General features: G+C 71.3%; 18 protein-coding genes. 7 read left to right on the top strand and 11 right to left on the bottom strand.

The genetic code is table 11. The features are described 5' to 3' along the window. Nucleotides 1-33 precede the first annotated feature (33 nt). Both AAW13_RS00765 and AAW13_RS00770 read left to right on the top strand, forming a co-directional pair. Nucleotides 34-924, top strand: a complete 891-nt coding sequence (locus AAW13_RS00765; RefSeq protein WP_046726848.1) for a 2-hydroxy-3-oxopropionate reductase — start codon at nt 34-36, stop codon at nt 922-924. 386 nt (nt 925-1310) lie between these two features. Further along, nucleotides 1311-1556, top strand: a complete 246-nt coding sequence (locus AAW13_RS00770) for a hypothetical protein (RefSeq protein ID WP_046726847.1) — start codon at nt 1311-1313, stop codon at nt 1554-1556. A 207-nt stretch (nt 1557-1763) separates the two neighbouring features. Here the strand turns inward: AAW13_RS00770 and gcl are convergent, their stop codons facing one another. Next, nucleotides 1764-3548 carry a glyoxylate carboligase gene (gene gcl / locus AAW13_RS00775; protein WP_046726846.1) on the bottom strand — a complete coding sequence of 595 codons (1785 nt, stop codon included), beginning with the start codon at nt 3546-3548 and terminating at the stop codon, nt 1764-1766. A 200-nt stretch (nt 3549-3748) separates the two neighbouring features. Between gcl and AAW13_RS46310 the strand changes: the two genes are divergently transcribed. Next, on the top strand, nt 3749-4480 hold the full coding sequence (locus tag AAW13_RS46310) for a hypothetical protein (protein ID WP_206306118.1): 732 nt from the start codon (nt 3749-3751) through the stop codon (nt 4478-4480). A gap of 86 nt (nt 4481-4566) precedes the next feature. Here AAW13_RS46310 and AAW13_RS00785 read toward each other — a convergent pair whose 3' ends face one another. Both AAW13_RS00785 and AAW13_RS00790 read right to left on the bottom strand, forming a co-directional pair. Then, nucleotides 4567-6183, bottom strand: a complete 1617-nt coding sequence (locus AAW13_RS00785; RefSeq protein WP_046726844.1) for an AMP-binding protein — start codon at nt 6181-6183, stop codon at nt 4567-4569. After that, a complete protein-coding gene (locus tag AAW13_RS00790; RefSeq protein WP_046726843.1) occupies nt 6180-7853 on the bottom strand; it encodes an AMP-binding protein in 1674 nt (557 codons plus the stop codon). The genes AAW13_RS00785 and AAW13_RS00790 overlap by 4 nt, the downstream gene beginning before the upstream one ends. A 128-nt stretch (nt 7854-7981) precedes the next feature. On the opposite strand from AAW13_RS00790, the gene AAW13_RS00795 reads away from it, so the two are divergent. The 3 genes from AAW13_RS00795 to AAW13_RS00810 all read left to right on the top strand — a co-directional run bounded on the left by AAW13_RS00795 (nt 7982) and on the right by AAW13_RS00810 (nt 12785). Then, nucleotides 7982-8815 (top strand): helix-turn-helix transcriptional regulator, encoded by an 834-nt coding sequence (locus AAW13_RS00795; RefSeq protein WP_046726842.1) that lies wholly within the window; start codon nt 7982-7984, stop codon nt 8813-8815. 166 nt (nt 8816-8981) lie between these two features. After that, nucleotides 8982-11789 (top strand): helix-turn-helix transcriptional regulator, encoded by a 2808-nt coding sequence (locus tag AAW13_RS00800; RefSeq protein WP_046726841.1) that lies wholly within the window; start codon nt 8982-8984, stop codon nt 11787-11789. A gap of 204 nt (nt 11790-11993) precedes the next feature. After that, nucleotides 11994-12785 carry a S1 family peptidase gene (locus tag AAW13_RS00810; RefSeq protein WP_046726840.1) on the top strand — a complete coding sequence of 264 codons (792 nt, stop codon included), beginning with the start codon at nt 11994-11996 and terminating at the stop codon, nt 12783-12785. 101 nt (nt 12786-12886) lie between these two features. On the opposite strand, the gene dmpI is transcribed toward AAW13_RS00810, so the two are convergent. The 3 genes from dmpI to AAW13_RS00825 are packed head-to-tail and all read right to left on the bottom strand — an operon-like array spanning nt 12887 to nt 15211. Beyond that, nucleotides 12887-13168, bottom strand: a complete 282-nt coding sequence (gene dmpI, locus AAW13_RS00815) for a 4-oxalocrotonate tautomerase DmpI (RefSeq protein ID WP_338059029.1) — start codon at nt 13166-13168, stop codon at nt 12887-12889. Between the two features lie 50 nt (nt 13169-13218). Next, complete coding sequence (locus tag AAW13_RS00820; protein ID WP_046726838.1) at nt 13219-14088, bottom strand: LysR family transcriptional regulator; 870 nt, start codon at nt 14086-14088, stop codon at nt 13219-13221. Between the two features lie 10 nt (nt 14089-14098). Further along, entirely contained in the window at nt 14099-15211 is a 1113-nt protein-coding gene (locus AAW13_RS00825; protein ID WP_046726837.1) for a winged helix DNA-binding domain-containing protein, read from the bottom strand. Between the two features lie 230 nt (nt 15212-15441). Here AAW13_RS00825 and AAW13_RS00830 point away from each other — a divergent pair, with 230 nt between their 5' ends. Next, on the top strand, nt 15442-16623 hold the full coding sequence (locus tag AAW13_RS00830; RefSeq protein WP_206306119.1) for a magnesium and cobalt transport protein CorA: 1182 nt from the start codon (nt 15442-15444) through the stop codon (nt 16621-16623). Nucleotides 16624-16860: 237 nt separating this feature from the next. On the opposite strand, the gene AAW13_RS00835 is transcribed toward AAW13_RS00830, so the two are convergent. The 5 genes from AAW13_RS00835 to AAW13_RS00855 form a co-directional block, all read right to left on the bottom strand. Beyond that, the gene (locus AAW13_RS00835; protein WP_240528487.1) at nt 16861-18714 is read right to left on the bottom strand and encodes an RICIN domain-containing protein; all 1854 of its coding nucleotides are present in this window, start codon (nt 18712-18714) and stop codon (nt 16861-16863) included. A 73-nt stretch (nt 18715-18787) separates the two neighbouring features. After that, nucleotides 18788-20524 carry an amylo-alpha-1,6-glucosidase gene (locus tag AAW13_RS00840; protein ID WP_046726836.1) on the bottom strand — a complete coding sequence of 579 codons (1737 nt, stop codon included), beginning with the start codon at nt 20522-20524 and terminating at the stop codon, nt 18788-18790. An 82-nt stretch (nt 20525-20606) separates the two neighbouring features. Next, entirely contained in the window at nt 20607-21431 is an 825-nt protein-coding gene (locus tag AAW13_RS00845; RefSeq protein WP_046726835.1) for a carbohydrate ABC transporter permease, read from the bottom strand. Then, the gene (locus AAW13_RS00850) at nt 21428-22408 is read right to left on the bottom strand and encodes a carbohydrate ABC transporter permease (RefSeq protein ID WP_046726834.1); all 981 of its coding nucleotides are present in this window, start codon (nt 22406-22408) and stop codon (nt 21428-21430) included. Before AAW13_RS00850 ends, AAW13_RS00845 begins: the two co-directional genes overlap by 4 nt. 20 nt (nt 22409-22428) lie before the next feature. After that, nucleotides 22429-23676: a sugar ABC transporter substrate-binding protein gene (locus AAW13_RS00855; RefSeq protein ID WP_046726833.1), complete on the bottom strand. Its 1248-nt coding sequence runs from the start codon at nt 23674-23676 to the stop codon at nt 22429-22431. Between the last annotated feature and the right edge of the window lie 149 nt (nt 23677-23825).

Consider the following 23825-nt stretch of genomic DNA (forward strand, 5'->3'; position numbering starts at 1 on the left):
ACCCCGCCGAGCAGTCAGAGAGGCACCACCGATATGAGCACCCTTCCCAAGATCGCCTGGATAGGTCTCGGCATCATGGGCTCCCCCATGTCCGAGAACCTCCTCAAGGCGGGTTACGACGTCACCGGCTTCACCCTGGAGCAGGACAAGCTGGACCGGCTGGCCGCGGCGGGCGGCACCGCGGCGGCCTCGATCGCCGAGGCGGTCCGCGACGCCGACGTGGTCATCACGATGGTGCCCGCGTCGCCACAGGTCGAGGCCATCGCCTACGGCCCGGACGGCATCCTCGCGAACGCCCGCTCCGGCGCCCTTCTCATCGACATGTCGTCCATCACCCCGGGGACCTCCGTCGACCTGGCGAAGGCGGCCGCGGACCAGGGCCTGCGGGTACTGGACGCGCCCGTGTCCGGGGGTGAGGCGGGCGCGGTCGAGGCCGTGCTGTCCATCATGGTCGGCGGCGAGCAGGCCGACTTCGACCAGGCGAAGCCGATCTTCGAGGCGCTGGGCCGGACCATCGTGCTGTGCGGTCCGCACGGCTCCGGCCAGACGGTGAAGGCGGCCAACCAGCTGATCGTCGCCGTGAACATCCAGGCGTGCGCCGAGGCCGTGGTCTTCCTGGAGAAGTCCGGCGTGGACCTGGCGGCCGCGCTGGACGTGCTGAACGGCGGCCTGGCCGGCTCCACCGTCCTGACGCGGAAGAAGGCCAACTTCCTGAACCGCGACTTCAGGCCTGGCTTCCGCATCGACCTGCACCACAAGGACATGGGCATCGTGACCGACGCGGCCCGCGACGTCGGCGCCGCCCTGCCGGTCGGTGCCGTGGTGGCGCAGCTGGTCGCCGCGCTGCGCGCACAGGGCGACGGCGGTCTCGACCACTCCGCGCTGCTGCGCGCGGTCGAGCGCCTGTCCGGCGCTCGGGTCTGAGCGCCGCCTCGAGACTTCCGGGCGGCGTCACCGCTGACATCTGTCCTGTCGCGCCCAGGCGGTGGCGCCGCCCGGAAACCACTTCGACGCATCGTCGACGCTCGGTCCGGCCGCGGCCGGACCGAGCACACAGGCGGCCCGTGACCGCCGGACGGCCCGGATGAGGGGTGGCCGTCCGGACCGGTGCGCGGGCGGGGCGAGGACCGCGGCGGCGTGCGAGCCAGTGCGGTGGTGAAGGAACCGGACGCCCTTCCCGACCAGAGGGAAGGACACCGGGCTCCGTCGCACCCGCCGCGGTCCCAGCCATCACGTGCGCCGGACACGGGCACCACCCGTGTCCGGCGCTTCGGCGTGCGTTCGCGTCCCGGCCGCAGGAGCCTTGAGACATGACAGCAGCACACCCACCGACGGAGTTCCCCCGCATCGTCGTGCACGCGCCCGCCCTGGACGGGTCCCGCCGGGTCACCGAGGGGGCGGTGACCCTGGGGATCGCCTCGCATCTGGACGACGTCATCGAGATCCTGCGGATGGCCGACCTGGACCGGATCGAGGTCGAGGAGAGCGACCTCATCGAATGGCAGGGCGGCGGCCCCGACGACTGGCCGGGGCTGTCGGAGCACCCCGAACCCTGACGTAGCGGGACGAACGCACCGGCCGATGCTCAAATTATGCTCTGAACGTCGTTCAGCATGCTTCAACCGCCGCAGCCGACGGGCATATTCAGCACACACGGAGCCCGTCGGCACGGGGGCGGCGGGCCCCGTGTCACCGGCATCGCACGGCGGGCGGCCCATCCCTCGGATGGGCCGCCCGTCGTCGTCCGCGTCGTCCGCGCCGGCTCAGACCTTCAGCGTCCTGATCGACGTCGGCGCGTGGCCCGGCTCGGTGGCGAGTTCCTCGAACTCGACCACGTTCGAGATGTCGTTGGTGGTCGACATGGAGATGTCGGTGACCCGCTCCAGGATCACCTCCACCACGACCGGCACCCGGTGCTCCGCCGCAAGCTTCCTGGCCTGCTCGAAGGCCGGCCCCAGGTCCGCCGGGTCGATCACCCGGATCGCCTTGCAGCCCAGCCCTTCGGCGACCTTGACGTGGTCGACGCCGTAGACGCCCAGCTCGGGCGAGTTGATGTTCTCGAACTCCAGCTTGACCTGGAAGTCGATGTCGAACGCCCGCTGGGCCTGCCGGATCAGGCCCAGGTAGGCGTTGTTGACCAGCACGTGCACGTACGGGATCCGGTGCTGCGCGCCGACCGCCAGCTCCTCCAGCATGAACTGGAAGTCGTAGTCGCCGGAGAGGGCCACCACGGACGCCTCCGGGTCGGCCTTGGCGACGCCCAGCGCGGCCGGGATGGTCCAGCCGAGCGGGCCCGCCTGGCCGCAGTTGATCCAGTGCCGGGGCCCGTAGACGTGCAGCAGCTGGGCGCCGGCGATCTGGGAGAGGCCGATCGTGGAGACGTACCGGGTCTCCGGGCCGAACGCCTTGTTCATCTCCTCGTAGACGCGCTGCGGCTTGATCGGGATGTCGTCGAAGTGGGTACGGCGCTGGAGGGTCGCCTTCCTCTGCTGCGCGGAGGCGGCCCAGGCGGCGCGGTCGGGCAGCCCGCCCGCCGCCTTCGACTCACGTGCCACCTCGACGAACAGCTCCAGCGCCGCCTTCGCGTCGGAGGCGATGCCGTAGTCCGGTGCGAAGATCCGGCCGATCTGGGTCGGCTCGACATCGACGTGGACGAACGTCCGGCCGGCGGTGTAGACGTCCAGCCGGCCGGTGTGCCGGTTCGCCCAGCGGTTGCCGATCCCGAGGACGAAGTCGGACTCCAGGAACGTCGCGTTGCCGTAGCGGTGCGAGGTCTGAAGACCCACCATGCCGGCGTTGAGTTCGTGGTCGTCGGGGAGCACGCCCCAGCCCATCAGGGTCGGGACGACCGGGGTGCCGGTCAACTCGGCGAACTCGACGAGCAGTTCGGCGGCGTCCGCGTTGATGACCCCGCCACCGGCGACGATCAGGGGGCGTTCGGCCGCGTTGAGCATCCCGATCGCCTTCTCGACCTGGGCGCGGGAGGCCACGGGCTTGTAGACGGGCAGCGGCTGGTACGTCTCGGGGTCGAACTCGATCTCGGTGAGCTGGACGTCGATCGGCAGGTCGACGAGGACCGGACCGGGGCGCCCTGAGCGCATCAGGTGGAACGCCTGCTGGAAGACGCCGGGCACCTGGGCGGCCTCCAGCACGGTGACCGCCATCTTCGTCACCGGCTTGGCGATGGCGGCGATGTCGACGGCCTGGAAGTCCTCCTTGTGGATCACCGCGGTCGGGGCCTGGCCGGTGACGCAGAGGATCGGGACGGAGTCGCCGGTGGCCGAGTACAGGCCGGTGATCATGTCGGTGCCCGCGGGTCCCGACGTGCCGACGCAGACGCCGATGTTGCCGGGGCGGGCGCGGGTGTAGCCCTCGGCCATGTGCGAGGCGCCCTCGACATGGCGGGCGAGGGTGTGGGTGATGGAGCCGGAGGCCTTGAGCGCCGCGTAGAAGGGGTTGATCGCCGCGCCGGGCACCCCGAACACGTCGGTGACGCCCTCGCACCTGAGGATCTCAACTGCCGCGCGGGCAGCGGTCATACGAGCCATCGAGAACTCCTGCTTTCGGCTGTCGGATGCCTGCTCCCGTCGCGCCCCGCGGTGAGCGGAATTCCGCATTGTGGAAAATTACTTCTACTATCTGGAATCAATGTAGGTCGAGGGGCGAACGTCGTCAAGAGAGGGACAACCGGGCCCCGACCGGGGCACCATGGGACGGCTGAACCGACGCGACGCCTGAGGTGGGGGCCATGTCCGAGAGCGTGCCGGTGCGCTGTCCGGCCTGTCGGCGCGAGCACGTCTACACCGCGCCGTCCTACCCCTGCGCCTGCGGTGCGCCGGTCACCCCGAGCCTGGACGGCACGGCCGAGGCGACGGCGGTGGCGCACCGGGACTGGGACGCGGACTGGGTGACGGTGAGCTGCGGCTCCTGCGGCCGCCGGGACCAGTGGCCGCGGCCGGAGGTGGGCTGCCCGTGCGGAGCGCTGCTGCGGGTCCCGGTCGCCGGCACGGTGTCCGGGCCCGCATCCGGGTCCGGGTCCGCGTCCGGGTCCGGGTCCGCGTCCGGGTCCGGGTCCGCGTCCGGGTCCGGGTCCGAACCGCGGGCCGCCTTCCATCCCGTGACGATCCGCACCGCCCGGGACGCGGTCACGGCCGCCGCGCTCTACCTGCGCTGGCTCGGGTACCGGGACATCCGCCGCGCCGACCAGCGGCCGCCGTCCGGGATCGGGCTGGCCGCACGCGGTCTGGTGGCCCAGGTGGACCCGACCGTGCGGGCGGCCTCGCGGCGGGACGTGGAGTGCCTGTGGCTGACGGCGATGACGGAGGACTCGGGGTGCGCTTACTTCTCCCTCGCGGGGTATGCCGAGGACGCCCGCGCGTGTGCGGACGACCTGGGCATACCGTTGTTCGTGCTGGACCTCACCGGGACGCCGCAGGCGGTCAACGGTTGCGCCGATGAGCTGCACGGGTCAGGTGCGTGAGGAACTGCGGGCCGGTGGGGGGCTTGTCGCGCGGTTCCTCCCCCAGCCTTCGGCCGGGGGGACCCCCAGCGCCCCTACGAGGCGCCCTACCTCCCGGCGTACTTCTCCCTCAGTTCGATCTTGCGGACCTTGCCCGAGACCGTCATCGGGAAGGTGTCCAGGATCTGGATCCTGGTCGGCACCTTGTAGTGGGCCAGGCGGCCCGCGCAGAACGCGCGCAGGTCCTCCAGGGTCGGCGGGGCGGCCGGGTCGTGCGGGATGACGCAGGCCAGGACCTCCTCGCCGTACGTCTCGTGCGGGACGCCGACGACCTGGACGTCGCGGATCCCGGGGTGCCCGTAGAGGAACTCCTCGATCTCGCGCGGATAGACGTTCTCACCACCCCGGATGATCATGTCCTTGATCCGGCCGACGATCTCGACGTAGCCGTCCTCCCGCATCGTCGCCAGGTCGCCGGTGTGCATCCAGCGTCCGGGGTCGACGGCCTCCGCCGTCTTCTCCGGCTCGTTCCAGTAGCCGAGCATCACGCTGTAGCCGCGGGTGCACAACTCCCCTGCCGCGCCCCGGGGTCGCGTCACCCCGGTGGCCGGGTCGACGACCTTGACCTCCAGGTGCGGCAGCACCCGGCCGACCGTGCCCGTGCGGTGTTCCAGGTCGTCGTCGATGCGGGTCTGGAGCGAGACCGGGCTCGTCTCCGTCATGCCGTAGCAGATGGAGACCTCCGCCATGTGCATCTCCGCGACGACTCGCTTCATCACCTCGACCGGACAGGGCGAGCCCGCCATGATGCCGGTGCGCAGCGTGGCGAGGTCGTAGGAGGCGAAGTCGGGGAGGTTCAGTTCCGCGATGAACATGGTCGGCACCCCGTACAGCGAGGTGCAGCGCTCCCGCTGGACCGCCTCCAGGGTGGCCTTCGGGTCGAAGGACGGCGCCGGGATCACCATGCAGGCGCCGTGCGAGGTGGCGGCGAGGTTCCCCATCACCATGCCGAAGCAGTGGTAGAAGGGCACCGGGACGCAGATCCGGTCCTGTTCGGTGTAGGAGATCGACTCCCCGACGAAGTACCCGTTGTTGAGGATGTTGTGGTGGGAGAGGGTGGCCCCCTTCGGGAACCCCGTGGTCCCCGAGGTGTACTGGATGTTGATCGGGTCGTCGCAGGACAACTCGGCCGCGCGGGTGGGCAGTTCCTCCCGGTCGACGGCCGTGCCGCGGGCGGTCAGCGCGTCCCAGCTGGGATCACCGATGTACACCGTCTCCCGTAGTCGCGGGCACCGGCCCCGCACCTCCTCCACCATCGCCCGGTAGTCGCTGGTCTTGTGGCTGAGGGAGGCGAACAGCAGGGAGATCCCGGCCTGGTTGAGGACGTACTCGACCTCGTGGGTGCGGTAGGCGGGGTTGATGTTGACCATGATCGCGCCGATCCGGGCGGTGGCGTACTGCACCAGCACCCACTCGGCGCAGTTGACCGCCCAGATGCCCACCCGGTCGCCCTTGGCGATCCCGCTCGCGAGCAGCGCGTACGCCAGCCGGTCCACGTCGGCGGCGAACTCGGCGTAGGTCCAGCGCCGCCCGGAGGGCACGTCCACGAGCGCCTCGTGGTCGGGCCAGGCGGCCACGGCCCGGTCGAGGTTGGCGCCGATCGTGTCGCCGAGCAGGACCGTGCCGCTGGTGCCGTGCGTGTACGACAGTTCTGCCGAGGTCATCGGAAGTCCTCCTCGCGGTACTCCTCGGCCGAGCCCGCCGCGGTGGCCTCGCGCAGCTCGATCCGGCGGATCTTGCCGGACACGGTCTTGGGCAGCGGGGCGAACTCCAGCCTGCGGATGCGCTTGTACGCCGCGAGGACCTGCCGGGAGTGCTCGAAGAGGACCTTCGCGGTGTCCGGGCCCGGCTCCCAGCCCGCCGCGAGGACGACGTACGCCTTGGGCACGGCGAGCCGCAGCTCGTCCGGGGCCGGCACGACGGCCGCCTCGGCCACCGCCTCGTGCTCCAGCAGCGCGCTCTCCAGCTCGAACGGGCTGATCTTGTAGTCGGACGCCTTGAACACGTCGTCCGCGCGGCCGACGTAGGTGATGTAGCCGTCCTCGTCCCGGGAGCCGATGTCCCCGGTGCGGTAGTAGCCGCCGGCCATCGCCTCCGCCGTACGGTCGGCGTCGCCGTGGTACCCGGTCATCAGGCCCACCGGCCGCGCCGACAGGTCGAGAGCGATCTCGCCCTCCGCCGCCCCCGGCGCGCCCGACACCGGGTCGAGCAGTTCCACCCGGTACCCCGGGCTGGGGCGTCCCATGGAACCCGTCTTCAGCGTCTGCCCCGGGCTGTTGGAGACCTGTACGGCCGTCTCCGTCTGCCCGAAGCCGTCCCGGACGGTGACGTTCCAGGCCCGCCGGACCTGCTCGATCACCTCGGGGTTGAGCGGCTCCCCGGCGGCCACGACCTCCCGGGGCGGGGTGCCGAGCCGGCCGAGGTCGGCCTGGATCAGCATCCGCCACACGGTCGGCGGAGCGCAGAAGGAGGTCACGCCGTGCCGCTCCATCTCGGCCATCAGCCGGCCTGCGTCGAAGCGCGAGTAGTTGTGGATGAAGACGGTCGCCTCCGCGTTCCACGGCGCGAACAGATTCGACCAGGCGTGCTTGGCCCAGCCCGGCGACGAGATGTTCAGGTGCACGTCACCGGGCTTGAGGCCGATCCAGTACATGGTGGCCAGGTGCCCGATGGGGTACGAGGTGTGGGTGTGCTCGACCAGCTTGGGGTGGGCGGTGGTGCCCGAGGTGAAGTAGAGCATCAGCGGGTCGTCGGCGAGGGTCGGGCCGTCCGGGACGAAACCGGCGGCGGCGACGTACGCGTCCTCGTACGGCTCCCAGCCGGCCACCGGCACCCCGCCCACCGCGATCCTGGTGTAGGCCCCCGGCACCTCGTCGAACTTGGCGGCGTCCTCGGCACGCACGAGCACGTGCTTCACCCGGCCCCGGTCGACGCGGTCGCGCAGGTCGGCCGGGCCGAGCAGCGGGGTCGCCGGGATGACGACGGCACGCAGCTTCATCGCGGCCAGCGCGGTCTCCCACAGCTCGGCCTGGTTGCCCAGCATGACGAGGATGCGGTCCTCGGGCTCGACGCCCCGTGCGCGCAGGTGGTTGGCGACCCGGTCGGAGCGTTCGGCCAGCTCGGCGAAGGACAGCTTCGTCTCGGTGCCGTCCTCCTCCACGATGTGCAGGGCGGTGCGGTCGTTGCCCTCGGCGATGACGTCGAACCAGTCGAGCGCCCAGTTGAAGTGGTCAGGACGCGGCCACTCGAACCCCGCGTAGGCGGTGGCGTAGTCCGTACGGTGTTCCAGCAGGAAGTCCCGTGCCCTGCGGAAGTCCTCCGTCGCACTCGTCATACGCGTCTCCTTCAGTACCGGACCATTGCCGGGCGGCTCTCTGGCATCGTGTAATCCGTGATGCAGGTCTCACTACCCCCGAACGGGGGTGTGGACAGCACAGGGCCGGGGTCGAAGGGGCAATTCAGGTGGCAGCAGAGGTCGCGGGGGCGGTGGAGATACGCGGTGCGCTGGCCAGGCTCCGGCGTGCCACCGGACTCCCGATCGCGTTCGGCGGGCTGGTCGAGGCGGGCCGGCCGCGGGTGCGGATCAGCGAGCTCAGCGGCACCAACACGATGTCCCTGCGCTCCCTCGCGGTGACCTCGGGCAACGGCCTGGGCGGCAAGGCGGTGGCGCTGGCCCGCCCGTGCGCGGTCACCGACTACTCCGAGTCCCGCCAGATCAGCCACGAGTACGACATCCCGGTGGCGGCCGAGGGCATCCGCTCGGTGCTCGCGGTCCCGGTGGTGGTACGACGCCGGGTGCGGGGCGTGCTCTACGGCGCGCTGCGCACCGCCCAGCCGCTCGGCGACCGCACGCTCGGCGCGGCGGTGGCCGCGGCCCGGGACGTGGAACAGGCGCTGGTCGTCCAGGACGAGGCCCGGGGGCTGCTGGCGGCGGCACGGCCGGAACCCGCCGCCGTACCGGCACCCGAGGGCGCCTGGGAACAGGTGCGGGAGGCGCACGCGGCGCTGCGGGCGCTGGCGCCGCGGATCGCCGACCCCGGTCTGCGGGCCGAACTCCTGGCCGCCTGCGGACTGCTGACCACCTCGGCCCCGGGCCCCGGGGCCACCCTGGCACCGCGGGAGCTCGATGTTCTCTCCTGGGTGGCGGCAGGAGCGACCAACGCGGCGGTGGCCGAGCGCCTGGGGCTGCGGCCCGAGACGGTCAAGGGCTATCTGCGCTCGGCGATGCGGAAGCTGGGCGCGCACACCCGGGGGGAGGCGGTGTCGGCGGCTCGTCGGACGGGGTTGCTGCCGTAGCTCGGGCGGGGTTGTTGCCGTACCGGAGGGGACCCATTCCATTCATGCGGACGCGCTTTGAATTTCCGCCTGCGGGGGCGCTGTTATTTCCCTCACCAAGCCGTCCGGCCGAATTCCGGGGTTCCTTGCCTAGAATTTGGCTGGGACACGACACACGAGGGGAGCGGTGACCGTGCGACGGGACTTCCAGGAGCCTGCCCGATGCCACCCCGACCTGGTCATCGGCCGGGCGGAGCTGGTGACGGCGGCCCGGGAACAGCTCGCCTCCGGCGGCAGCGTGCTCCTGCACGGGCCCGCCGGAATAGGCAAGTCGACCGTCCTGCGGGCGCTGGACACGGAATACTCCGGGGCCGCCCGCACCGTGTTGCGCTGCTCGGCCACCGAGTCCGAATCCCACCTCCCCTTCCTCGCGCTCGCCGACCTCTTCGGGCTGGTCCTCGACGAGGTCGCCCCGCACCTGCCCGCCGCCCAGCGCACCGCCCTGGAGTCGGCACTCACCGGCCGCGGCGAGTCCACCCTCCAGCGCGACGGGCTCGCCCTGCGCCTCGCGGTGCTCTCCACGCTGCGCGTACTGGCCGCCGAGGGGCCCGTGCTGATCGTCGCCGACGACCTCCAGTGGCTGGATCCGGCCAGCGCCGAACTCCTCGGCTTCGCCGCCCGCCGGCTGGGCGGCACCCCGGTCCAACTGCTGTGCGCGGTCCGCACGGAGGGCCAGGAGTACGACCGTCACCTACGCGCGTCACCACCGGACACCGTCGCCGTGCGGCTCGGCCCGCTCAACCGCAAGCAGGTCTCCGAACTGCTGGACCACCGCGGCCACGCCGGGCTGACCCGGGCCGCGGTCCGGGAGATCCACCGCACCAGCGGCGGGAACCCGCTGTTCGCCCTGGAACTCGGCCGCGCCCTCGCCGAGAACCCGACCCCGCCCCGTCCCGGCGAGCCGCTGCCGGTGCCCACCTCGCTGCGCGCCCTGGTGCTCAGCCGCCTGGACATGCTCTCCGTGGAGGCCCGCCGCACCCTCCTGGTGGCCAGCGCGGGCGCCCGCCCCACCCAGGCCCTGCTGCACGCGGCCGGCCGGGAGAACGCCGAGGCCGAGTGCGCCCAGGCGGCCGAACTCGGACTGCTGGCCACCGACGCGGAGGGTCCGGCCGTACGCTTCGCGCACCCCCTCATCTCCGCCGCGCTGTACGCCGAGGCGCCCGCGCAGGAGCGCCGGGCCGCGCACGCGGCGCTGTCGACCGCCGCCTCCGACCCGATCGAGCGGGCCCGGCACCTGGCCCTGGCCACCACCGGCACCGACCCCGCGGTGGCCGCGCAGCTCGCCGAGGCCGCCGCCCAGGCCCGGGACCGGGGCGCGCCCTCGGTGGCCGCGCAGATCGGGCTGCTCGCCGCCCGGCACACCCCGGGCGACAACACGCCCGGCCCGGACGAGCGCCGGCTGCTGGCCGCCGAGGACGCCACCAGCGCGGGCGAGATCGACCTCGCCCAGGACATCGCCCGCGAGGTGCTCACCCGGGCCACCCGTCCGGCGGACCGGGTGCGGGCCTGGATCCTGGTGATCGACTCCGCCGGCCACACCATGACCGAGGTGGACGCGGCCTTCCCGCACGCCCTCGCCGACGCCGGTGACGATCCGCGCCTGCTGGGCCTGGTCCACTACCAGCTGGCGTGGCGTGCCCTGATCGTGGAGGGCGACTTCACCGAGGCCCGGCAGGCGGCCGCGCACTCGGCCGGCCTGGCCGCCCAGGGCGGCGACCGGCGCACCGAACTCCTCGCGCTGTCGCTCCAGGCCCAGGTGGAGACCCTGATGGGCCATCCGGACGCGCCCGCCACCATCAAGCGTGCCCTGCGGGAACCGCAGGACCCGAACGTGGCCTGCCACCACAACGGGGCGGGCAGCGCCAGGTTCCGCTGGCTGGTGATGGGCGACCAGCTGGCCGAGGCCCGGTCCACGGTCACCGCGCTGCTGCGCGAGGTGCGCCGCCGCGGCCAGGTGGAGAGCGAGGTCCACTTCCTGCGCGGACTCGCCGAGACCGAACTGCGCTCCGGGCACTGCGGCCGCGCCCTGGACCTGGCCCGCGAGGGGCTGGGCCTGGCCCATGACTCCGGGATCGGCGAGACCGCCTCCGCGATGCTCACCTCACTGGCCGAGGCCTCCGGCGGCGACGTGGACCGGGGGCTGGCCCTGGCCCGGGAGGCGGTGGAGCACGCCGAGCAGGACGGCGACACGATGTACCTGTCCCGGGCCCTGGGCGCCCTCGGGTACGCCCAGTTGGTGGCGGGCGACCCGGCGGGCACCGTCCGCTCGCTGCGCCGGGTGCGGGAGCTGGAGCAGAGCCTCGGCATCACCGACCCGGCGCGCGGCCGCTGGCAGGGCGACCTCGCCGAGGCCCTGGTCCGGGTGGGTGAACCCGCCGAGGCTCAGGACGTCATCGACGTCACCCGGGAGCACGCGCTCAGGCTCGGCCGGGAGAGTGTGCTGGCCGCGCTCGACCGGGCCGAGGCCCTGGTCCGCGCGGCGCACGGCGACCACGAGACGGCCGTCACCCAGCTGACCTCGGCTCAGGACCGGTTCGCCGGACTGGGCTACGGCCTGGAGGAGGCACGGGCCGCCTTCGCACTGGCCTCGCTGCGCGACCGGCGCTCCCCCGCGGCCTACGACGAGGCCACCCGGCTGTTCCGGCGGTGCCGGGCGCTGCCCTGGCTGCGGCAGGTGGACGAGGCCGTCTCGGCGCCGGAACCCGAGCCGCCGGTCGGGGCACCCGCCGAGCCGGCCGCCCTGGAGGGTCTGGCCGCGATGGAGCGTCAGGTGGCCGCGCTGGTCATGGAGGGCGCCACCAACCGGGAGATCGCCGCCCGGCTGTTCATCAGCGTCAAGACGGTGGAGGCCACGCTGACCCGGGTCTACCGCAAGCTGGGCATCCGATCGCGGGTGGACATAGTCCGTTTGGCCGCAGGGCGACGCGCGAAGTGAGAGGGCTCCCGGTTAACTGAGGCGGACCGAGGGTTTTCCCTCCCCCATCCCCCTAGGGGGTTCCCTCATTGGGAGGGTGGGGTTCCGGGTCCTAGCTTATGGATGTGCCGCTCGCCCGGGCATACGGGGGTCGGTCCCGCGACCCCCGTGCTGCACCCCCCACACCCGCGCGACCCCCACCGGCAACCCCCACTGAGGAGACTCATGTTCGGGCCACACCGCGCTAGAAAGACCGCCGCAGTCCTGGCAGCGACCGCTGCCGCTGCGGCGACCGCGCTGATCGCGTCCCCCACCGCGTCAGCCGCCCCCCAGCCGATCGTCGGCGGCACCACGACCACCACGACCGCGTACCCGTTCATGATGCAGATCACGGACGCGTCCGGCAGCCAGTTCTGCGGCGGCACCCTGGTGTCGGCGACCAAGGTGGTGACCGCGGCGCACTGTATGGAGGGCGAGTCCACCAGCAGCGTTCGCGTGGTCGGCGGCCGCACGTACCTGAACGGCACCAACGGCACGGTCAGCAAGGTCAGCAAGATCTGGATCAACCCGGACTACACGGACGCCACCAACGGCGACGACGTGGCCGTGCTGACCCTGGCGACGTCGATGTCGTACACCCCGGCGTCGTACGTCTCCGCCTCGGACACGGGCGTGTACGCGGCCGGCACCACGGCCCGCATCCTCGGCTGGGGCACCACCTCGGAGAACGGCAGCTCCTCCAACCAGCTGCGGACCGCGACCGTCCCGATCGTGTCCGACTCCAGCTGCAAGAGCTCCTACGGTTCGGACTTCGTCCAGACCGACATGGTTTGCGCCGGATACACCTCCGGCGGCACAGACACCTGCCAGGGCGACAGCGGCGGTCCCCTGCTCATCGGGGGCGTCCTGGCAGGGATCACTTCCTGGGGAGAGGGGTGCGCGGAGGCCGGTTACCCGGGTGTCTACACCCGGCTGACCACCTTCTCGAACCTGGTGACCACGCAGGTCAACTCGTAACCAGAAGACCTCCTGAGCATCCCTCAGGTGAGTGACCGGGGGGCGTTGCGGGCTACCACGAGCAGCCCGCAGCGCCCCCTATCCATGCCCAGGGCTCACGGTCACCTGTCGGCGGTGAGCGTCCCGGCGGCTCCCCAGCTGTCCGCGGGGACCTCGTGGATCCACACCTGCACGGTCTCGGCGGGGATCCGGTACGCGTCCACGAACGCGTCGGTGACCCGCCTGACGAGGTCCCGCTTGAGTTCGGTGTCGCGGGGGCCCTGCTGGATGGTGACGATCGGCATCGCTGAACTCCTCCGAGTGCGCTTCCTGTTCGGTGGGACCAGTCCACCGCGTGCCGCACGGCCGACCAAGGGGCAGTTCCCGACCGCAGCCATCAGCATCCGTGATCACCGCAGGTCACGAGCGTCCCGGTGGCCTGTGGGGGGGGTCGTCAGCGTTCGTCGTCGCCACAGGCGAGCAGCAGCGTCTCCACGTACGGTGACGGGGCCGTGGTGCGGACGGCGAGACCGGTGGGAAGGGCGAGGCCCGGGGCGCGGAACGGGACGAACGCCACCCGGGGGCTGTGCAGCACGCGCGCGTGGGACGCGTAGACGACCGTCCAGAGCGGGCGGACACCGATACCCGCGAGGGTGTCCTGGAGGGAGCCGGCCGCCGGGCCGGGCAGCGGCTCGAAACCGGCCTCGCGGCAGGCGCCGACGACCATGTCCACCAGCGCCGGGTTGGTACGGCGCTCGGCGAGCGCGAGCGGCAGCCCGGCCAGGTCGTCGACACCGATCTCCGGGCGTCCGGCGAGCGGGTGCGAGGCGGGGAGGGCGGCCACCAGGGGGTCGGGCCACAGCGGATGGACCCTCGTGCCGGGCACCGGCTGCCCGGCCCTGACGAACGCCGCGTCCAGCCGGCCGTCCGCGACCCTCGCCAGCCGTTCGGCGGCCGGCAGCGCGTGCAGTTCGACGAGTACGCCGGGGGCCCGGCGCGCGAACGCGGCCAGCACCCGGTCCAGATGCTCACCGAGCCCGGTACTGGTGCCGATCCTGAGCCCGTCCCGCGGGGCGGCGACGGCGGCCCGCGCCTTCTCGACGGCCACCAGTACCGCCCGTGCCTCGGGCAGCAGCCGCTCCCCCGCCGCCGTGAGCCGGACCCGGCGCGGCGAGCGGTCGAACAGCTCGGCGCCCAGTTCCCGTTCGAGGCGCTGTATCTGCATGCTCACCGCGGACTGCACGATGTGCAGCCGGTCGGCGGCCCTCCCGAAGTGCAGTTCCTCGGCGACGGCGACGAAGTAGGTGAGCTGCCGCAGTTCCATGGCCTCGACTCTAGAGGCCCGTTCGTACGACCGGCCCGAACCGTATGTCGTACGACGTCCCGGGGTGCATGACGGCCAGCATCCGCTCCCCCTCCTTCGTGACCTCGGCACGCTCGGCCCGGCTCAGCCGCCCGAAGGTCTCGATGACCAGGGCGGTGTCCTTCTCCAGCTGCCACACGCCCGCCAGTGAACCGTCGACGAGCAGGGTGCGGTGGGCCTGGTTGCCCCGCCAGGCCCGGCCCCGGTACTCGGGCGGGACGACGCGGGTGCGGTCGGCGTGGGACAGGAGGAGGTTGTCGAACTCGGGGAGGAACCGGGGCGGGGCGGGGGTCTCGGGATCGGGGCGGGGCGCGTCGGGCAGGTCGAAGAGCTCGGTTCCGCTCTCGTCCCGGAACGTGCACAGGCGGGGCCTGAGCCGTTCGAAGGCCGCGCGGAGCCGGGTCAGGCCGGCCCAGGTCTGCATGTCCCGTACGGAGGCGGGGCCGAAGGCGGCGAGGTAGCGCAGCACCGTGGCGTCCGGCGTCGGCGCGGGTTCGGCGGGACGGCCCAGCCAGTGCTCGGCGGTGGTGAGGGCGACCTGTCCGCTGCGGCCCCACAGTCCGCGCGGGGTGACCTGGACGAGCGGCAGTCTGCACCGGGCGGCGACGGCCAGGGACTGCGGATCGGCGTCCGGCCACTCGGCGTGCAGCGCCTGTCTCAGCTCGGCCATGGTGCGGGGTCCGGCCTCGACCAGTTCCCGGGCGAGCACGGCGAGCCGGTCCAGGTCCACGCCGGCCAGGCCCTTGCGGAAGGCGGTCAGCTCGCGGTCCCGGGCGGGCTGGACGAGCGGGCGCAGGGTGAGGGCGTCGTCGGCGGTGTGGGTGTGGATGGTCGAGCGCATGGTGACGATCCGGACCACCTCACGGCCGGCCATGGGCTGTGCGAGCTGCTCGGGGGCGAAGCCGTCGAGACGGGCGGCGAGCGCGTAGTACGGCGGCTTGACGTTCTGCGCCTGGAGTCCGACGAGGTGCGCCACGGCCTCCTGCGCCGACCGGGGCGAGCGGCGCAGCAGGAGCTGACGGTCGAGGGTGGCCCGGTTGAGGGCGCGGGTGCCGAGGACCGGGGCGGACGGCGTCTTCGTCATACGGGCACGCTAACGCCGGACCAGGACAGATCCTGGCCGCTTCCTCACGGTATTCCTGCCTCGCCGCCCTCCGCCGGACGCGTATGCCCCGTATATCCTGCACCGGGACCCCACGGGCCACGCGCGATCCCCGGACCACGCGGACCACACCGGTCCCGAAGGTCCCGAAGGTCCCGAGGGTCCCGCAGTTTCGGACTCCACGACGCAGACTCCACGGAGAGGCGGCCGCCATGTCGGAGCGACGCCCCGGCCCGGTCTCGAAGAACGCGAGGAACGGCGGGAACGGCCGGAGCACCAGGAGATCCGTCTGGCGGCGCGCGCTGCCGCCGGACCCTGACACCGCCGAGCTTCCGCGCCCGGGGTCCGGGACGGCGGTGGCGCCCGGCGAGCAGCCGAGCGTCGTGGAGGCGGCGCTGTACCGGGACGGCGTGCGCGTGTCGACGCCGGCGACCCTGGCGGAGACCTACCGCGAACTGCGCGACCAGCCCTCGGGCATGGCGTGGATCGGCCTCGCCCGCCCGACCTCCGACGAACTCCACTCCCTGGCCGCCGAGTTCGGCCTGCACCCGCTCGCGGTGGAGGACGCGATGGAGGCCCACCAGCGGCCGAAGCTGGAACGGTACGGCGACACCCTGTTCGTCGTCCTGCGTGCGGCCCGCTATCTGGACGCGCCCGAGGAGGTCGACTTCGCCGAGCTGCACGTCTTCGTCGGCCCGGACTTCGTGATCACCGTGCGGCACGGCGCGGCCCCCGACCTGTCGGCGGTCCGCCGCCGGATGGAGGACTCCCCCGACCTCCTCAAACTCGGTCCGGAAGCGGTCCTCTACGCCATACTCGACGCGGTGGTGGACGGCTACGCCCCGGTCGTCTCCGGGGTCCAGAACGACATCGACGAGATCGAGACCGAGGTCTTCCGCGGCGACCCCGAGGTCTCCCGCCGTATCTACGAACTCTCCCGCGAGACGGTCGAGTTCCAGCGCGCCACCCGTCCCCTGGTCGGCATGCTGCACGGCCTGATGGCGGGCTTCGCGAAGTACGAGACCGACGAGGAACTACAGCGCTACCTCCGCGACGTGGCCGACCACGTCACCCACATCAGCGAACGCGTGGACGGCTTCCGCCAGGCCCTCACAGAGATCCTCACGGTCAACGCGACCCTGGTCACCCAGGAACAGAACGCGGAGATGCGGGCGTTGGCGGAGGCGGGTTTCGAACAGAACGAGGAGATCAAGAAGATCTCGTCGTGGGCGGCCATTCTGTTCGCTCCGACGCTGGTCGGAACGATCTACGGCATGAACTTTTCTCACATGCCCGAGCTGCACTGGGGGTTCGGGTACCCCTTCGCGATCGGCCTGATGGGGATTGTATGCGCCAGTTTGTACGTTATTTTCAAGCGACGAGACTGGCTCTAGAGTTGAACGCTCACCCTCACGGAGTTCCGCTGTCTGCTCTCGCACCTCCCCGGAGTGGGGCCCGGACCGGCTCTGGGGAGCCTCTGGGGAGAATCCAGGGAGAATGGAAACCCACTCCCCGCCTTCCGTCCGGCGCACAGCCTCGGCCGCGGGGTCTTGTCGAAGCCCGCCGGCACGGCCGGCTCGGCGGTTGGGGGTCCCGGCGGTGGCGGGGACCCCACTGGGGAGCGCCGGGAATCAGCTCTTGCCGAGGAGGCGCCATATCTGGTTCTTCTTGGTGCCGAGCGCGCTCGCCGCGTCGCAGGTCCACTGGTGGACCAGCGCGCCGGCAGTGGTCGAGACGTTGCTGACGTCGACGCACTTGCCGCTGTGGACGGCCACGAGTTGGTAGTCCTCGCTGTTGCCGAGCGCGGTGACGGGGTTGAGGGTGAACTGCTGGTTGGTGGCACCGTTGCAGGTGTACTGGATGACGGCGGCGCCGTCGGCAGTGGAAGCCCCGGACACGTCGAGGCACCTGCCGCTCAGCTCGTTGACCACGGTGTAGGTGCTGGTCTTGCCGCTCACCGGCTTGAGGTCGAGCATCTGCTGGTAGCCGCCCTCGCAGTACCACTGCTGGTACTGGGTGCCGTTGGCGGTGCTCAGGTCGGTGTCGTCCAGGCACTGGCCGCTGTTCTCACTGACCGCGACCGTGGAGACGGTCGTGTCGGAGGGCGGGAGCAGGGTGACCGTGTAGCCGTCCTTGGCGTTGCTCCAGGGGATGCTGACGGAGGCCGCGTTGTTGCTGACGGTCAGGGTGGTGTCGGAGATCGTCTCGGGGCCGGTCACGGCGGCGCCGCTGTTGTAGGGGACGCGCTGGACGACCGCACGCACCTTGCTGTTCTCCACCACCGACGTGGTGCCCAGGCCGGTGAGGTCGACGGTGACGGTTCCGGTGTTGCCGTTGCTGCCCAGCAGGATCCTGGCGTTGCCCGCGGTGTTGTCCTTGACTGCCAGGCCGTCGGTGTCGGTGCCAGGGACGAAGTTGACGATGCTGCCGGTCTGCGAGCCGTAATAGCGATACATGAACCACTCGCCCAGCGGCAGGTACTGGCCGGCGCTGTTCTTGGTGAGCAGGTTGGCCTCGTTGTCGTGCAGGCCGGTGCCGGAGGCCCAGTTGCCGCGCAGGCCGTCCGCGCCGGCCCGCTCCAGGCGGCCGATGAACCAGGCGCCGCCGCCCGGGGACTGCATGGACAGGGTGGCGTACTCGTTGATCTGGTAGGCACGGGTGTTGGTCAGACCGGCCGCGGCGAGCGTCGAGTTGGCGCGGCCGACGTCGGTGACCGGGTCGCCGGGCTCGTCGTGCCAGCTGTAGATGTCGGGCGCGACGTTGTTGGCCTTGACGTACGACAGGTACGTGGTCCACCAGGTGTCGGCAGAGTCGGGCTGGCCCGCGATGCTGGGACCGACGATGAGCTGGCTCGGAAACGCGGCCCGGACCTTGGCGTGGAAGCGTGACCACATCTGGAGGTACTGCGTCTGCGAGGCGCCCCAGAAGCCGCTGCCGTCGGGCTCGTTCCAGAGGTCCCACTCGACGGTCATGTTGTTGGCCTTGACGTCGCCGATGAGCTGGGAGACGAAGGCGTCGAACTGCGTCCAGTCACCGTTGTCGCCGGGCCAGCCCTGGCTGGTGGTGCCGTCCGCGCCCCACAGGTCGTGCGGCAGAAGCACGAAGGTGCCACCGAGGGCGACGGTCCGCTTGTACTGCGCCAGGGTCGAGTTCCAGCGGGTCCGGTAGTCGGCGAGGCTGGTGGCGTAGCCCCCGCTGTTGAGCTGTGCTCCGCCGGCCCGCATGAGGTGCCACTTGATGTCGTTGAAGAAGTGGTCCTGCGGGAGCGAGCCGTCCGGCGTCATTCCGTAGATCATGCCGGAAGCGTGGTAGGTGGGGGCGCCGCCGGCCGTGGCGAAGTCCACGGTGACGCTGGTGTTCGCGGCCTGGGAGGGGGCGGCGGGCATCAGGGTCGTGACCAGGGCGGCCAGGAGGACGGCGATGGACGAGACCGTTCGGCGTCGGGTACGGGTGGTTGATCTGGGCAGCGTGGCGGTCGAGTTCATTGGGCGGCTCCTGGGAAGGCAGGGCGAGGAACCGGGGCTCGTCACGGCCCCGGGGCCGGTGGGAGTCGGCCGCTCAGCGGCTCTCTCGATGGGCGTGCGCCTCGGCCAGCAGGAGGTAGCTGCTGGCGGTCCAGGTGTAGGCGCGGTCGCGCAGGCCGATGCCGGTGAGGGCGTCGAAGTTCTCGGCGAAGCCGTGGGTCTCGCACAGGGCGCGGAAGCGGGCGCTGATGTCGTCAGCGAGGCTGTGGTGACCTGCGCGGCGCAGGCCGTCCTCGACGAGGACGGTGGCGGGGGCCCAGATGGGGCCGCGCCAGTAACCGTCGGCGAGGTAGTGGGGTGAGGTGGTCACTTCGGTGGCCAGGCCGTACGGAGTCAGGTGGGCCTTGATGCGGTCGGCGAGCGCGCCGCTGACCTCGTAGGGCAGGTGCTCGCCCAGCGCGATGGGCATCAGGTCGAGAAGACTGGCGCTGCTCCAGGCGTCCCCTGCGGCGACGGACCGGGCGACGAACCGGTCGCCGGTCCAGAGCTGCTCCAGCACGGCCGCCTGTATCTCCTCGGCCGCCCGCGTCCACCGGCTCACCTCGTCCGGTCTGTCCAACTCCTCAGCCAGAGCGGCTAGTTCATGCATCTGGAGGACGAGGAAGGCGGCGAGGTCCGCGGTGACGACCACCCGCTCGGGGTCGAAGGTGGTGGCGTTGTCCCAGCCGCTGTCGTTGCCGTGCTGGTAGTAGGGCAGTTCGGCGCCGGGGGCGCGGCGCGTGGTGAGCCAGAAGGTGGTCCAGCTCTCCAGCCGGTCGTACGCCACGGTCAGTTCGGCCCGGCTGGGGGGCGTCGGCAGCCGGCGGCGCAGGTGGCCGAAGGCCCAGCCATGGATGGGCGGTTTGACGAAGTTGTGGAGGACCTCGGAGTGGGTCACCGAGTCGGGCAGGGCGCCGGTGGCGTCCTGGTGGTCGAAGGGCAGGTGGAACTGGTCCAGCGCCAGCTCCGGCGAACCCGGCGCCAGGGCGAGGGCGTTGAAGCAGTGGTCCCAGCTCCAGACCTTGTCCATCCAGTGCTTGGACATCAGCACGGCGGGCCGGGTGACCATGCCGGCCGGCCGTACGGTCGCCGACCAGACGACGTAGGCGGCGAGTTCGGCCGCCGGGGTCGCGGACGAGCGCCACGGGGCCACCGCCTCCACGAAGTCCGTGAACCTGCCCCGTGCGGACTCCACCAGGTCGTCGAAGGTCGCCTCGGAGCTGTACGGCGGGCGAGCGGTGTCGAGTTCCTCGACCGCGATCTCCCAGGCCGCGCCGGCGTCCGCGGTCACGGCGACACCGCGGTCGGCGCCGCCCAGGGCCTGGGCTCCGGCCGTCTCCGCGATGGTTCCGGACAACAGCGTCACACGGTAGCGGCGACCGGTCTCGTACGACGTGAACACATGGGCGCCCGCCGCCGGGTCGTGGAAGAAGTACGTGCCGCTGAACGGCGTGAGGGTCCGCGTGGCGGCGAAGACTCCGAAGCCCGCTCCGCTCCCCCGCAGCCGTACGGTGTCCGGGGACTCGTACGCGAGGTCGACGCGTCCGCCGTCGCGGATCCAGCTGAGCAGGCCCGGCGTCGCCTCGACACGGGTGTCGGCGCGGTCGCCCGTCGCCGGGTCCAGCGGGATCAGGCGCAGGACGGCGTGCATGCCGTTCTGGTGTGAGACGAGGTGAAGGTCCTCCGCGTACGTCTTCTCCGCCACCACGGGCGAGATGTCGAACCAGGATCCGTAGGTGCTGAACGGGATGTCGTGGACGGAGAAGGCCGGGCCGGACGGGGCGGCGGTCATGTGGCGGACTCGTTTCTGGAGCAGGAGCGACGGCGGGCTGACGCGCCGTCGGGTCAGCCGTCGTGCCGTAGTCGGGGCGGACTCAGTCCTTGACGGCACCGGCGGTCACGCCGGCGGCGACGTAGCGCTGGGCAAGGACGAGGATGACGGCGGCCGGCAGGGAGGCGACGACGGCGGTGGCCATGATGGCGTTCCACTGCTGGTTGTTGTTGCCGATGTAGTGGTAGATGCCGAGCGTGATCGGTTCGTGGGCGCCGCCGTTGACCAGGGTGTTGGCGAAGACGAAGTCCGACCAGGACCACAGGAAGGCGAACAGCGACACGGTGACGACGGCGTTGCGGCTGATCGGCAGGACGATGGACCAGAAGGTGCGCAGCGGCCCGGCGCCGTCGGTCGTCGCGGCCTGGAGCAGTTCGCCGGGGATGCCGGACATGAACGCGGTGAAGATGAGGACGCCGAAGGGGACGGCCAGAGTGGAATCGGCGACGATCAGTCCGGGGACGGACTGGAGCAGGCCGAGCTGGAGGTAGATGGCGTAGAAGCCCATCGCCATGATGATGCCGGGGATCATCTGGGCCGCCAGCAGCACGAAGTCGAGGATGCCTGCGCCGCGGGGGCGCAGCTTGGCCAGGGCGTAGCCGGCGGGTGCGGAGAGGGCGACGGTCAACGTGACGGTGCCCAGGCCGATGACGAGGCTGGTGCCGAGGTAGGGCAGTTGCTCGTCGAGGACGGTGCGGTAGCCGGCCAGGGTGCCGTGGATCGGCAGCAGGTCCGGCGGGCTCTTGCGCATGTCCTGGTCACGGGTGAGGGACACGTTGATCATCCAGTAGACCGGGAAGAGCATGACCGCGGTCAGCACCACGCCGATCGTGGTCTTCACCCACGTACGCGTGCGGCTTCCGCTCATGACAGGGCCTGCCTTCTCTGCATCCGGACGTAGACGAGGCCGAAGACCAGAGCGGCGACGACGAGCAGGTTTCCGACGGCCGCGCCGGGGCCGAAGGCGGGCAGGAGGTTGCCGAAGCCGAGTTGGTAGGACCAGGTGGCGAAGGTGGTGGACGAGTCCGCCGGGCCACCCTTGGTCATGATCCAGATGATGTCGAAGACCTTGAGCGTGTAGATCAGCCCCAGCAGCAGGGTGATCGCGGACACCGGGCGCAGCAGCGGAAAGGTGATGCGCCAGAACCGCTGCCAGGCGTTCGCCCCGTCGAGGGCGGCGGCCTCGTACAGGCCGGCCGGGACGGACTGCAAGCCGCTGTAGAGCACGACCAGGTTGAACGGGACGCCGATCCAGATGTTCGCGATGATCACCGAGGCCAGCGACATGGACGGCGAGGTCAGCCAGTTCACCGGCCCGACACCGACGGCGTGCAGGGTGGCGTTGACGACACCCGACTCGCTGTTGAGCATCCACGACCAGGTGGAGGCCGACACGATCAGCGGCAGCAGCCACGGGACGAGGAACAGGGCGCGCAGGGTGGCCGACAGCCGGAAGTTCTGGTTGAAGAAGACCGCGAGCGCGAGCCCGATCGCGTACTGGGAGACCAGACACACGGCCGTGAACACAGCGGTGTGCAGCAGGGCCGGGGCGAACGTCGGATCGGCGAAGACCTTGCGGTAGTTCGCGAGGCCCGTGAACGGCGCGTCGCCCTGGACGAAGGAACGGACCGTGTAGTCGCGCAGGCTCAGGTCGAGGTTGCGGTAGAGCGGATAGGCGTAGAAGAGAGCGAGGTAGACGGTCACCGGGGCGAGGAATCCCCAGGCGGCCCACTGCGTGGACGTGGGCCGGCGTTTCGCACTGCGGGCCGGGGGCGGTGCGGCGGCCGCCGCCCCGTTCCGGACGCGCGCGGACCGGTGGTTCGGCAGCTCTGTCGTGTGGTTCATCAGCGACCCTCTGGGGCGGGTCACTTGGCGGCGGACTGGGCCGCGGACAGCGCGTCCTTGGGCGACTTCGATCCGCTGAGGGCGGACTGAATGGCCTTCCACATCTGCTCGGAGATCTTCGGGTACTTGGTGCCCAGATCGTCGCTGGTCCGTCCCTTGGCCGCCTTGACGGCATCCACCCACGGCTTCAACTCGGCGTTCGCGGCCACCTGCTTGTCCTGCACCTCGCTGGTCGGGGCCACGTAGGACAGGGTGGTGTCGGTGTCGTAGAGGTTGGCGGTGCTGGTCAGGCAGGTCACCAGCTTCTGGGCGGTGGCGTAGCGGCCGGTGTCCTTCTGCACCGGGACGGTGACGAACTCGCCGCCGGTCGGGGCCGACGCATTGCCTCCGGAGGCGCCGGGGATGGGCAGGACGCCGTAGTCGAGGCCGGCCTTCCTGGCGCCTGCCAGCTGCCAGGTGCCGTTCTCGCTGAACGCGTAGTCACCGGTGGCGAACTCCTGCCAGCTGGTGGTCTGGGTGTTGTTGAGCACCGAGTTCGGGGCGTAGCCCTGCTTCAGCCAGTCCTTCCACAGGGTCAGCGCGGACACGGCCTGGGAGGAGTCGAGTGCGGTCAGCTTCGCGCCGGCGCCCCAGAACCAGGGCAGGAACTGGAAGCTGCCCTCCTCGGTGCCGATCGCCGAGAAGGTGATGCCCTTCTTGCCGGCCTTCTTGACCTTCGCCAGTGCGGCCGTCAGCGACGTCCAGTCCTTGACCGAGGCGATGTCCACGCCGGCCGCCTTCAGGACCTTCTTGTTGTAGTAGAGGGCGAGGGTGTTGGCGCCGACCGGGGTGCCGTAGGTCTTGCCACCCGACTGGCCGGCCGCCAGCAGGTTCGGGTCGACCTTCGAGGTGTCCAGCTTGTTGTCATCCGTCGTCGTGAGCACGCCCGCCTCGGCGAGAGTCGACACTACGGGGTTGTCCACGATGAGGACGTCCGGCGAGTTGCCCTGCTGCGCCGCCAGCAGCGTCTTGTTGCCGAGGTCGCTGGTGTCGAAGCCGGTCCGCTTGATCGTCACCCCGGCCTTGGTGCCGCACTGGTCCAGCAGCTTCGCCCAGGCCGAGGTCTTGTCGAACTGCGGGTACGGGTCCCAGAGGGTGTACGTGCCGCGGCCGGCGCCCTTGGCGTCGGTGCTGCCCGAGCCGGAGGAGCAGGCGGTGGCGGTGACGGCCACGGCCAGGGCGGTCACGGCCGCGGCGGTCAGACGGCGCTGTCTGGAGGAGCGGTTCATTGCGAGGGTTCCTTTGTTCTGGGCATGCGGGTGCCGAGGGCACGGGGTGGTGAGGAGACGCGGGCACGGCGAACAGCACGGTCGGCGGTCCGGACGTCCGGTGAGGTGAAGTGGAGTGAAGTGAGTTGAGGAGAGCTACGCGACCGCGG

Origin of the sequence: Streptomyces humi, from assembly GCF_001005085.2 — a bacterium.
Lineage (GTDB): Bacteria > Actinomycetota > Actinomycetes > Streptomycetales > Streptomycetaceae > Streptomyces > Streptomyces humi.